At 47.7% G+C, this 12,970-nt stretch carries 7 protein-coding genes; all 7 read left to right on the top strand.

The window, feature by feature from the left end:
* The first annotated feature begins 116 nt into the window (after nucleotides 1-116).
* The 7 genes from MHH92_RS24860 (at nucleotide 117) to MHH92_RS24830 (ending at nucleotide 12,787) form a co-directional block, all read left to right on the top strand.
* Complete coding sequence (locus MHH92_RS24860; protein ID WP_127547017.1) at nucleotides 117-1,946, top strand: sensor histidine kinase; 1,830 nt, start codon at nucleotides 117-119, stop codon at nucleotides 1,944-1,946.
* 1 nt (nucleotide 1,947) lies between these two features.
* The gene (locus tag MHH92_RS24855) at nucleotides 1,948-3,462 is read left to right on the top strand and encodes a response regulator transcription factor (RefSeq protein ID WP_127547020.1); all 1,515 of its coding nucleotides are present in this window, start codon (nucleotides 1,948-1,950) and stop codon (nucleotides 3,460-3,462) included.
* A 281-nt stretch (nucleotides 3,463-3,743) separates the two neighbouring features.
* A complete protein-coding gene (locus MHH92_RS24850) occupies nucleotides 3,744-5,216 on the top strand; it encodes an ABC transporter substrate-binding protein (protein WP_340907007.1) in 1,473 nt (490 codons plus the stop codon).
* A 77-nt stretch (nucleotides 5,217-5,293) separates the two neighbouring features.
* Nucleotides 5,294-6,223 carry an ABC transporter permease gene (locus MHH92_RS24845; RefSeq protein WP_036605780.1) on the top strand — a complete coding sequence of 310 codons (930 nt, stop codon included), beginning with the start codon at nucleotides 5,294-5,296 and terminating at the stop codon, nucleotides 6,221-6,223.
* A gap of 23 nt (nucleotides 6,224-6,246) precedes the next feature.
* Nucleotides 6,247-7,167: a carbohydrate ABC transporter permease gene (locus tag MHH92_RS24840; protein WP_036605781.1), complete on the top strand. Its 921-nt coding sequence runs from the start codon at nucleotides 6,247-6,249 to the stop codon at nucleotides 7,165-7,167.
* Nucleotides 7,168-7,203: 36 nt separating this feature from the next.
* Complete coding sequence (locus tag MHH92_RS24835) at nucleotides 7,204-9,558, top strand: glycoside hydrolase family 3 N-terminal domain-containing protein (protein ID WP_340907776.1); 2,355 nt, start codon at nucleotides 7,204-7,206, stop codon at nucleotides 9,556-9,558.
* Nucleotides 9,559-9,562: 4 nt separating this feature from the next.
* On the top strand, nucleotides 9,563-12,787 hold the full coding sequence (locus MHH92_RS24830; RefSeq protein WP_340907005.1) for an alpha-mannosidase: 3,225 nt from the start codon (nucleotides 9,563-9,565) through the stop codon (nucleotides 12,785-12,787).
* Nucleotides 12,788-12,970 lie beyond the last annotated feature (183 nt).

The following is a 12,970-nucleotide window of genomic DNA, read 5'->3' as shown; positions in this document are numbered from 1 at the left end:
GTGAAATTAAAGAAACACAGATATAAACTAAAGAAAAGTTGCAGGTGACAAGTTAATGTCAGAAGCCTGATGGTATAATTCAAGTCAGGAAAACAGCATCGGAGGGAACATGCGAATTGAAAATTGTTAGCGTTTACAATAATTTCTTCAAAAATAATATGTTTATGAAAATGCTCCTGATTTTCTCGATGATATCGATTGTCACGATCATTACGTTATCTTATATCATCTTCCTGTCGGTGTCCGACTCCACGATTCGCCGGGAACTGGCGATCCAGAAAGCGGCGATGGAACATGTGGACCGGTACATTCATCAGCAGTATGAATCGGTACAAAACATGGTGAGGGACATGCATCAGAATGAGGCGCTGTCCGCCAACATTACGTACCTGATGAATCATTCGTACGCTGAATATGTGCAGCACATGACCAATGGATATTACGCCAATCAGGATGACTATTCGGCCGATGTATTGAAACATTTTCAAAATATTATGGATCGCAATTCGCAGATTAACCAACTCATGTTGTATAGCGCTGAGCAGCAGGATTTGTCTACCTTTAATCAACACAAGCAGTTCCGCAAGCTGGACGCCAATGTAGCTCATTCCTATATTCCGGACGTGATGGCGATGGAAACGCCCAATATCAGTGCACCCAACTACTGGATTCGCAAAGAGATTAATCAATGGGACCCTGCGCTCTACTCCATCCGCGTACCGATTAACAATACACAGACTCTTCGGAATCTGGGCCAATTTCTTGTCTTCTTTGACTCAGAAGGAATCGGTAATGCGCTGGATAACTACGAGAGTAATCTCAAAGGAGACATCGTGGTGTTATCGGCGAAAGGTACAGTGTTATTTGACTCCAACGATCATTATTACGGTAAGCAGTACCCTTATGTGAATGTGGCCGATTCCCTGTTTGATCAGACGGATATGGATTCAATGAAAAAGGAGCAGAACATGTACGTCAACAAGTTTGTCTCCGCCGATCAGGGGTATGTGGTCATTGGTACCGTTCCGGTGGAAGAGATGGCTGAAACCTATGCGGGGATTCGCAATACCATTATCTCGATCAGTATCGTATGTATTTTGTTTGCCGTGCTGGTTCCGGCATTTTTCATTATTAACTTTGCCAAACGAACCCGTCGAATTATTCGCTTCACCCAAAAAGTGAAATATGGCAACTTGACGGCTCGCATCGACGATCCGCGAGATGATGAACTGGGGCAGATCTCACATAGCTTCAACGACATGCTGGATGAGCTGAATCTGTATATTGAACGGGTCTACAAGGCCGAGATCAAACAGAAGGAGACCGAGCTGGTCGCATTACAGGCGCGCATCAACCCTCATTTTCTCTACAATACGCTTGAAGTGATTCGGATGAGGGCGATATCCCAAGGGGCGAGAGATGTTGGCGAGATGATCTATAGTTTATCCGTATTGTTCAAGAGCCTGGTACAGCAAAAGAAAAATTATACGCTCAAGGATGAGATGGAAGCTTGCCGCTTGTATCTGGAATTATTCCGAATCCGCTACAAGGATATTTTCATATATACGATCCAGATCGATGCTGCATATTATCAACACCCTGTGGTCAAACTTTCGCTGCAACCTATCATTGAGAATTATGTTGTACACGGCATTCAGACAGAACGTTCGGATAACCGATTATCCATTGTTGTGGAAGAGACAGATGATGTGGTGCAAGTGGAAGTCAAAGATAATGGCAAAGGCATTGATCCGGCACGCCTGACGGAAATCCTTGAAGAACTGGAACGTCCTGAAGAGTCTGGTCAGATGTTCGGGCTACGCAGTGTCCATAGTCGATTGCGCTTCCTGTATGGGCCAGAGTTCGGTATCACCATAGAGAGCACCCTCGGAGAAGGAACACGGATCAGGGTGCGTTATCCACATACAGAAGGGACAGGTGTTTAACATGTACAAGGTGTTTGTTGTGGACGATGAGCCATTCATCATTGAAGGTTTATACGATATTGTGGATTGGTCTTCATTTGGTATGGAAATTGTGAGTCATGCAGGTAATGGGCAAGCAGCGTTACAAGCGCTCTCTTCTCAGCCTGTGGACATTCTGATTACGGATATATCCATGCCACTCATGAATGGTCTCGATCTGATTCGGGAAGCAAGGCGAGTGCAACCTGAGCTTAAGGTCATTATCCTCAGTGGTTTCAATGAGTTCGAATATCTGAAGGAAGGCATGCAATTGGGGATCGAAAACTATCTGCTCAAACCGATTAATGTAGAGGAACTGGAATCCACGCTGAGCAACACGGCGTCCAAGCTGGATCATACGGTATCACCTCAAGCCGATGATGCGTATGGCATCCAGATTCTGAAAGATAACATTCTTCATCGATGGCTTACGGGGCAGATTGCAGCTACTGAATTTGAAGAACGTGCCCAGTTCATGAACCTTTCGCTGGATGCACCGGACGTTGCTGTGGCCATTCTGCGTGACAAAGGGCAAGTACCTGGCATGTTTGAACGTGTAGAAGAGATGCTGAGAGACAGACGCCATCTGAACGTATTTCATGATATCGATGGAGACATCGTCATTATTGCCAACATTCAGGGTACGAGTGACGAGGAACAGAAGTTGATGGATGGCTTGCAGGCATTATCTGATGAGATAACCGTAACCCATCCGGCGGCACGCATTGGAGCAGGCAGATTGATGAAAGGGTTATACCATGCGCCGACCAGTTATGCGGAGGCCAAAAAAGCACTCCAGTATGTGATGATTTATCCCGACCTTAAAGTCATCGACCATGCCATGCTGGAAAGGTGCGGAAATTCAACGGCGACCTTTTTTATTGAATGGAGGGAGTATGCCAAACTCATTCTGTCCCGCAATACTGAACAACTTGCTGACCGGATTCGCATGGATTTTGAACAGCATCGCGATGGGCTTACACCTGGGGAGTTACAGAATACCGCACTGGAAGTTGTGATTCGCTTCAAGATGGAACTGGAGAGCATCAAACACTCGGATGAGTCTGCCATATACCAACAAGGGCTTCAACTTGTACTGGACAGTGGCACTTTTGATGAGCTCGTGCGGGCGCTTCAGCAGGTTGGGTCGCAGACGATCCAATCCCTATTGCAGGATCTGAAAAATCCAATTGTAAACCAAGTGCTTCAGCATATCGACAAACACTACGCAGAAGAGCTCTCCTTGAAGCTATTGGGTGCCCACTATCATTTGCATCCGGTGTATTTGGGACAATTGTTCCATAAGGAGACCGGGGAGACGTTTGCCGAATATATCAACAAATACCGGATTGAACGTGCGAAGGAGCAACTACGCAATTCCAATCTGAAGGTACATGAGATCGCCCGAAATGTGGGGTATTGGGAGACAGGGTATTTCTATAAACAGTTCCGCAAATATGTGGGAATTTCACCGACTGATTTCAAGGTGTTTGGTTAATTCGGTGACGGGTAGATCCAACTATGCGGACAGAGAGCCAAGAGACATATCGGGAACAGGAATGGCATGGTAGAAAATCATGGCATACGTTACCCGGCATGTCTCTTTCATGTAAGCGATTTATTTAAATAGGTACAAAATAGATGCCCAAGGACGATTTCTCTTTAATTTGTACCTCGAAAACTTAAGTTTATCTTCTTTTTGTAAATGCTTTCATTCGATAAGGTTAAAGCAGTTAGTAAGTAGAGCCTAAGGGAACACGAAAAGGGAGGATCAAAGAAATGAGTAAACAAAGAAAACGCTTCTCACTCGTTCTTGCATTGTTAATGGCCGTTACACTTGTTCTTAGTGCCTGTGGAGGAAGCAAAGATGCTTCAGAATCCGGGGGAGCTGGAGATGACGCGGTAGAGTTGATCTGGTATACCATCGGTACCCCTCAGAAAGACGTCAACAAAGTGATGGAAGAAGTGAGCAAGTATACCAAAGAGAAAATTAATGCCACGGTAACGATGAAGATGGTTGACTGGGGTGACTACCCGCAGAAGATGCAGGTTAACGTAGCATCCGGTGAGCCAATGGACATTCTGTTCACTTCTTCTGGTGGATTCGATTATGTACAAAATGCCAGAAAAGGTGCATTCCTCGAACTGGATGACCTGCTTGCTGAACACGGTCAGGATCTTACCAAGACCATCGATCCTGCATTCCTAAGCGGTTCCAAGGTAGATGGACACAATTACGGAATTCCAGCCAACAAAGAGTTGCCACAACAAGAGGTGTGGCGCTTTAACCAAATGCTGGTTGATAAATACAAGTTGGACATCTCTGGCGTTCGTACGTTAGACAGTCTGGAGCCTCTGCTCAAAAAAATTAAGGAAAACGAGGCGAGTGTAACACCATTTGCCATGGATAAAAACTATGTTCCTTACGTGCCTTATGACTATGTCATTCAGAATCTGCCAATGGCAATCAAGCTGGATACAACAGACTATAAGCTTGTAAACATACTGGAAACACCTGAAATGAAAGAAGCACTTACCACAATGCACAAATACTACAAGGCTGGTTATGTATCGGCAGAAGCGGCAACAACAGGTTCCACGAACGACCTGACAACATCGGGTAACTGGTTCCTGGATCGTGCACAGACTCAGCCACTCGCGGACAATCAATGGTCTGCAAGTTACGGTTATCAAGTCGTTTCAACACCTGCAAGTGAAGCAATTATAACAAATACATCTGTACAAGGCTCCATTATGGCCATCTCGGCGAACTCGGAATATCCGGAGAAAGCGATGGAATTCCTGAACCTGCTCAATACAGATCCTGTGCTGCGTAATATGGTGGACTCCGGTATTGAGGGCACACACTACAAAAAAGTGGATGACACACATATGGAAAATCTGCCTGAATCGAAAAACTACGATATGCCTTCATACTCTCTTGGGAACAACATGCTGCTCTATCTGAACAGCAATGACCCGGATAACAAATGGGATGAGTTCAAGAAGTTTAACGCTGAAGGTGTCAATTCCCCGATCCTCAGCTTTAACTTTGATGCAAGCAATGTATCGTCCGAACTGACAGCGGTACAGAACGTGAAAGAGCAATATTGGGCAGCACTGATGACAGGTACACTGGACCCGGCAGCCAATCTGGATCAAGTGATTGAGAAGTTCAATCAAGCCGGACTGGAGAAAGTAATGGCTGAAGCCCAAAGCCAGCTGGATGCCTGGAGAGCGGAAAACAAGTAACAGTACATCGTAAGGATCGGGCGGCTGCTTATCGCGTCCGGTCCTTTTTCATTCAAGCCTGAAGGAGGATATCCACAATGACTACATTTTTGAAAAACCTGATTAGAAACCGAGTCATGCTGCTCATGGTGTTGCCAGGCGCCATCTGGTTCTTCTTTTTCTCCTACTTGCCACTTGTGGGCACAGTGGCTGCTTTCAAAGAATATCGATTCAGCCGTGAAGGGTTCTGGGCAAGTCTGATGAAGAGTGAATGGGTTGGCTGGGACAATTTCAAATTCCTGTTCAGCACAAGTGACGCATGGCTCATTACACGCAACACCCTCTTTTATAACATCGCCATTATCTTCCTGGGACTGGTATTTGCTGTGGCATTGGCAATCCTGCTCTCGGAACTAGTGAATAAACGACTCGCCAAACTGTATCAAACTGGCATGTTTCTGCCGTATTTTCTCTCCTGGGTTATTGTTGGTTACTTCGCATTCAGCTTCTTGAGCATGGACCGCGGGATGTTGAATCAGATTATCGGCTGGTTTGGGATGGAACCAATTCAGTGGTACTCTGAGGCGAAATATTGGCCGTATATTCTGGTATTCGTAGCGTTATGGAAAACCATCGGTTATAGCAGCGTTGTCTATCTAGCTTCCATACTGGGGATTGATAAATCACTGTATGAAGCAGCCATGATTGATGGAGCAAGCAAATGGCAGCAGATTCGCAATATTACGATTCCGTTGCTGTCGCCCATCATCACGATTATGACCTTGCTGGCCGTAGGCCGCATTTTCTATGCCGACTTTGGACTCTTTTATCAGGTGCCAAGGGATTCGGGTACGCTTTATTCCGTGACCAATGTTATTGATACGTATGTATATCGAGGTTTGAAAACTAGTGGTGAGATCGGCATGAGTACAGCAGCGGGATTGTATCAATCCGTGGTGGGCTTTGTGCTTGTTATTATCTCCAACTATGTTGTTCGCAAAGTAGATAAAGACAGCAGCCTATTCTAGGACAGGGAAAGGAGTGAACCACTATGGCTCAAGCAGGGCTTGTTAAAAAACGCGACTTCCACCACGTATCCAACGGCTGGAACGTGATCATGAACATCATCGCAGGTCTATTCGCTCTGATCTGTGTATTTCCTTTTATATTTGTAGTCATCATCTCGTTTACAGACGAGAAAGCACTGGCCCGTGATGGGTATCGTCTGATTCCGGCAGAATGGAGTCTCGCGGCATATCAGTTTGTCTGGCAGAGTGGGGACACGCTACTGCGGGCGTATGGAGTTACCATCCTGGTGACGGTACTTGGTACCATCATCAGTCTGATTCTCATGTCGCTGTATGCGTATGCGGTTTCCCGCAAGAGCTTCAGATATCGGAGATTTTTCTCCATCTTTGCAATTCTTACCATGCTGTTCAACGGCGGGATGATTCCAACCTATATGGTCGTATCCCAGCTGCTCGGGTTGAAAGATACGTTATGGGCACTGATTCTGCCGCTGGCGATGAATGCCTTCTATATTATGATCCTGCGTACATTCTACTCCACCAGTGTACCGGATGCAGTCATTGAATCGGCGAAGATTGATGGCGCCGGTGAGTTCTATACCTTTATGAAAATCGTGGTTCCACTCTCCTTGCCGGGACTGGCAACCATCGGGTTGTTCAGTACACTCGGTTACTGGAATGATTGGTTTAATGCGCTGTTATACATCGATAATCCGAATCTGGTACCACTGCAATCTATGTTAATGCGGATTGAGTCGAGTATCCAATTTATCCAGCAGAACTCTGCTAACAGTTCGATGAGTCTGGCAGCCATGCAGTCCATTCCGCAGGATACGTCCCGAATGGCGATGGTTGTGCTTGCTACGTTGCCGATTATATTCGCTTATCCGTTCTTCCAGCGTTATTTTGTACAGGGTCTGACGGTGGGCGCGGTCAAAGAATAACCGGATCACGTTATAGGATTGGAGAGATGCAGATTGATGACTTATAAGGACCAAAGCAAATCCGTAGAGGAACGGGTACAACACCTGCTGAGCCTGATGACTACGGAAGAAAAGGTAGGTCAACTTACGCAGCCATTTGGCTGGCAGACATATACGAATGATCAAGGGAACATCACGTTAAACGAATCCTTTAAACAGCAAGTGGAAAATGGGGGCGTCGGCTCCCTCTATGGTGCACTTCGCGCAGATCCGTGGACGGGCGTTACGCTGGAAAATGGACTATCCGCCAGAGAAGGCGCTGAGGCGGTCAATCTGATTCAACGTTATGCAATAGAACATTCCAGACTGGGGATTCCCATTCTGATCGGGGAAGAGTGCTCGCATGGTCATATGGCTATTGACGGAACGGTCTATCCTGTCCCTCTTTTACTGGGGAGCACCTGGAATGTGGATCTGTATCGGGAGATGTGCCAGGCAGTAGCAAGGGAGACACGTGCCCAAGGTGGCGCGGTCACCTATTCTCCGGTACTGGATGTTGTGCGTGATCCGCGCTGGGGACGTACGGAGGAATGTTTCGGTGAAGATCCGTTTCTCATTGGAGAGCTGGCAGTTGCTTCCGTAGAAGGGCTTCAGGGTGAAAGTCTTGACCGTGGAGATACAGTAGCGGCAACGCTGAAACATTTTGTTGGTTATGGCAGCTCAGAAGGCGGACGTAATGCAGGGCCTGTACATATGGGCTGGCGCGAGCTGCTGGAAGTGGATCTCTATCCATTCTGCAAAGCGGTGGAAGCGGGCGCTGCGTCGATCATGCCAGCATATAACGAAATTGATGGCACGCCTTGCACCGTGAATACGGAATTGCTGGAAGATGTTTTGCGTAAGGATTGGGGCTTTGACGGTCTGGTCATTACGGATTGTGGTGCGATCAACATGCTGGCAAGTGGGCATGATGTCGCGGCAGATGGAATGGAAGCTTCCGTACAGGCGATTGAGGCAGGCATCGATATGGAAATGTCCGGTGAGATGTTTGGGCAATATCTGGTGCAGGCGGTGGCAGAAGGCAAGCTTGATATGCAGGTTCTGGATCAGGCTGCCTCTCGCGTGCTGGCGTTGAAGTTCAGACTGGGTTTATTCGAACAGCCTTATGTGGATGCCGATCGGGCAGCAGAAGTAATTGGAAGTGAAGCGCATATTCAACTGGCACGCCAGTTGGCTGCGGAAGGGGTTGTACTTCTCAAAAATGAGGCTGACACGTTACCTCTCTCGTTAGCAAATGTGGGCCGGATTGCCGTGATCGGCCCAAATGCGGATCAGGCCTACAATCAACTGGGCGATTACACATCTCCGCAACCGAAGTCGAAAGTGGCGACGGTACTAGATGGGATTCGCAGTAAGCTGGCTAATCATGTGGATGGGCAAACGGAGAAGAGTCCTGTTGGCCCTTTGACTGGTGACAGCAGTACAGATCAGGTTCTTTATGCACCAGGCTGCCGGATCAAAGGTGATTCAAAAGAAGGATTCGAGCGTGCCCTTGAAGTCGCCAGCCAGGCAGATACAGTCATTATGGTGGTTGGTGGCTCCAGTGCGCGTGACTTTGGAGAAGGAACAATTGATCTGAAGACGGGCGCTTCCAATGTCTCGGATAACTCCTGGAATGATATGGAGTGTGGCGAAGGGATCGACCGGATGACATTGGGTCTTGCCGGAGTACAGTTGGAACTGATTCAGGAGATTCACAAGCTCGGCAAGAAACTTGTCGTTGTTTACATTAATGGTCGTCCCATCACTGAACCTTGGGTGGATGAACATGCCGATGCGATTCTGGAGGCGTGGTATCCGGGTCAAGAGGGCGGTCGTGCCATTGCAGATATTTTATTCGGTGATGTGAATCCGTCAGGCAAATTGACGATCTCCATTCCGAAGCATGTCGGCCAATTACCGATCTATTATAACGGCAAACGTTCCCGAGGCAAACGTTACCTCGAAGAGGATCTGGAGCCACGTTATGCATTTGGATACGGACTGAGTTATACCACATATGAGTACAGTGAACCGCAGTTGAGTGCTGCATCCATGACAGCTGGTGATATGGTTTCGGTATCGGTGAACGTGACCAACACCGGCCGTTATGCAGGTGCAGAAGTTGTACAGATGTACATCTCTGACGTGGTCAGCTCACTAACTCGTCCGGCCAAGGAACTGAAGGGGTTTGCAAAAGTGAACCTGGAGCCGGGAGAGACACAGACCGTGGAATTCCACATCGGGGCCGAGCAACTGCAGTATATTGGTCGTGATTTGAAGCCTGTCGTTGAACCGGGACAATTCCATATTCATATCGGCAGCAGCGTAAACGATACGCAAATAGCCGAACTGACCGTAAGGGAGGCGTAAGACGTTGGAACGTATCAGACGATTTATTCGCGAGTTGTCCGAACATCAGTGGCTGGAGCAATTACAGCTGCGCAACTGGGACATTACCCGCGCTTATTATCATGTGCCAGGACAGTACGAGGATCAGGGTGAGTACCCCGAAGGGCAAGATTTTGATCGTTTTCCGAGCAAACAGGGAACGACTTATTTCTTTAGAACACGTTTGGAGATTCCTGCTACATGGCAGCAAACACCTTATGGGCTTGTATTTGAGACAGGCGGAGAAGGCTTGCTTCGGGTAAATGGGCACTCTTATCAGGGCCTTGACCGCAATCATACCTACGTCACGCTTGATCCATCCAAAGTCGGAAACGCTCCAGAACTGGAGATCGAGATGTTTGATCCGGTACCTGAACCTGTAGACCCGTTGAATCAACAGGCGGTTATTCAGCCGCCAATCACATCAATTACGAGCCTGCTGGTAAGGCCAAATGAAGCGGTTCGCAGTCTCATGTATACCGTCATTATTGTGCGTGATTCGGCTGTGTTGCTACCGGAAAGTGACTTTCGGCGGGTTCGCCTGTTAGAACTGGTGTACCGTGCGATGGATCAATTTGTAGGCATGTCAGCAGAAGAGATTGAGCAGGGAGAGGGTATTCGTCAGATTGAGAATAATCTGAAGCATCATGTGCGTGAGATTGGCGGAAACGCGGAAGGTCTGGAGCATATGGTGGGGCAGTCCCATATTGATATTGCCTGGCTGTGGCCTGTACGTGAGACGGTACGCAAAACGAGCCGTACTTTCTCCACCGTGGATGCACTCATGAATGAATATCCGGACTATGTTTATTCCCAGAGCCAACCCTTACTATATGCGTTTCTGAAGGAGCATGATCCCGAGCTGTACGCGCGGGTGAAGCAGCGGATTGTAGAAGGCCGCTGGGAACTGGTTGGAGGTATGTGGGTTGAGCCGGATCTGAACATCCCAAGCGGGGAGTCCCTGATTCGCCAGATGTTATATGGTCAGCGTTTCTATATGGAGGAGTTTGGCAAAACATCACAGATTGAATGGTTGCCGGATACGTTTGGGTATTGTGCCTCCCTGCCACAGATTTTGAAGCATGGCAATGTGGAATATTTCATGACAACAAAGCTCGGATGGAACGACACAAATGTGTTTCCATACGATCTCTTCCACTGGGTGGGCATTGACGGCACACCGATCCTGTCTTACCTCAATCATGGTGTTAACGAGCATACGTTGCCGAAGGACATTCATGATCACTGGCAGTCCTACCGTGAGAAAGCGGCTCATCCGGAGCATATGCTTCTATACGGACACGGAGATGGCGGCGGTGGCGTAACACGCGAGATGCTGGAGTATGTGGATCGCGCAGACCTGATGGTTGGACAGCCTGCGAGCCGTTATAGCACAGCTGGAGCTTTCTTTGCCGGAATTGAAAAGGAGCAACCTGTACTTCCGAAGTGGCATGGCGATCTGTATCTGGAGTTACATCGGGGAACCTACACGACCCATGCGCGCAATAAGCGCAACAACCGGAAAGCGGAGGTTTTGTATCGAGAAGCTGAGCTGTGGAACACACTCGCTCTGCCAGATATGGAGGCGAATACCGAAGCTGAAGTGCGTTCGAATCTGCATGAGGGCTGGAAATTAATTTTGCTGAATCAATTTCATGATATTATTCCGGGCTCGGCAATTACGGAGTCCTACGTCACTTCGAATGAGGAATATGTACAGGTATTTGAATTGGGCAGAACCGGACTGGATCAAGGCATTGCAGCATTGACAACGGGTATCAACACAGAGGGACCGGAAGGTTCAGTAGCCTATGTTGTATTCAACAGCCTGGGCTGGAAACGGAGTGCAGTCGTTCAACTTCCTGTGCAGGATGGCTTGGATCGCTACGGCATCGATGAAGAAGGCCAACGGCTGCGGATGGATTGGGAGGATGGCAGCATGTCTATTCTCGTGACAGACATTCCGGCGTTTGGATATAAGACGATTTGGCTTGTACCGGAAAATACAAGGGAAACGAATGTACGGGAAATGAAGAACCTTGCCGCACAAACAACCTTTAATGATACATGGGATACCGCCTTTTATCATGTGCAATTCAATGAACGTGGGGAGATCATCCGCCTGTGGGATAAAACCGCAGAGCGTGAGATGCTGAAGCCGGGTGAACGAGGCAATCAACTTCACTTCTTCCACGATCGTCCAACGCTCTGGGATGCATGGGATATCGACAGTCGTTATGAAGAACAGATTGCTGGCGAAGTGGAACTGTTGGAGAAAAAGCTGGTGCTGGCGGGTACAACGAAAGATGTCCTGCGTTTCCATTGGAAGCTACCTCAATCGGAAATCACACAAGATATCGTCTTTTATCATGATTCACGACGTATCGACTTCCAGACACAGGTGAACTGGAACGAAAATCACAAACTTCTGAAAGTTGGTTTCCCGATTGATGTGGTGACCTCCAAGGCTACGTTTGAGATTCCATTTGGCGCACTGGAACGTCCAACACATCGCAACACAAGCTGGGAACAAGCCCAGTATGAAGTCTGTGGACATCGCTTCGCGGATGTGTCCGAATATGGATACGGCGTGAGTCTGCTCAATGATTGCAAATACGGGTATGACGTGCAGGGAAGCACTATTCGTTTGTCCCTACTGCGTGCACCCAAATGGCCTGATCGCACAGCCGATCTGGGAGAACATGAATTCACCTATTCCCTGTATCCACATGACGGAGACTGGCGAACTGCACACACCGTACGTCAGGCAGCTGAGCTGAATCATGAGGTGACGGTACAGCAAGTGAAACAAGTGCAACAAAAGGGTCAGATACAACAAGAGCAACAGATAGAGCAGGTACAGCCGAGGGAAGAAGTACAGCAAAGCACAGGGAATGGAGTCGATCCAATTGCAGATGCAACTACTCATGCGGCACCTGTACGTCCAGCAACAGGCTCATGGATTAAATTCAACAGCAACCATGTCATTCTGGATACCGTCAAATTGGCAGAGGATGGACAAGGCACCATACTTCGTTTCTATGAATCGTCAGGAAAACGCGAAAACATCACATTGCAATGGCCGCATGCCTTTGAGCAAGCGTACCACTCCAACGCACTGGAAGAACCGATCAAACCACTGGCCCATACCAATGGCCAGATTACATTATCTTTTAAACCTTACCAAATACAAACCGTGCTACTGCGGTAAACCTTTTTGAAATATTTTTGAGCTATACATGTTCAACTAAAAATTCACACGTTAACGGAGAGGACAGAAAGAATTCGAAGAAGCGAAGCGTTCGCCTAAAAGCTTTCTGAAAGAAAGCTACATCGGAAGCATACGCTATCCCCAGATTTTACCCTTTAGAAAAGGGAATCAAAAAAATCTGGG

It is taken from the genome of Paenibacillus sp. FSL M7-1414, assembly GCF_038003195.1.
Taxonomy (GTDB): domain Bacteria; phylum Bacillota; class Bacilli; order Paenibacillales; family Paenibacillaceae; genus Paenibacillus; species Paenibacillus amylolyticus.
Note: the sequence above shows the minus strand (reverse complement) of the source record. Positions and strands in the feature narration are given on the sequence as shown.

What these genes read in the sequence shown, in the direction of transcription:
- MHH92_RS24855 (WP_127547020.1), top strand. Translation starts at nt 1,948, where the DNA reads ATGTACAAGGTGTTTGTTGTGGACGATGAGCCATTCATCATTGAAGGT.
- MHH92_RS24850 (WP_340907007.1), top strand. Translation starts at nt 3,744, where the DNA reads ATGAGTAAACAAAGAAAACGCTTCTCACTCGTTCTTGCATTGTTAATG.
- MHH92_RS24845 (WP_036605780.1), top strand. Translation starts at nt 5,294, where the DNA reads ATGACTACATTTTTGAAAAACCTGATTAGAAACCGAGTCATGCTGCTC.
- MHH92_RS24840 (WP_036605781.1), top strand. Translation starts at nt 6,247, where the DNA reads ATGGCTCAAGCAGGGCTTGTTAAAAAACGCGACTTCCACCACGTATCC.
- MHH92_RS24835 (WP_340907776.1), top strand. Translation starts at nt 7,204, where the DNA reads ATGACTTATAAGGACCAAAGCAAATCCGTAGAGGAACGGGTACAACAC.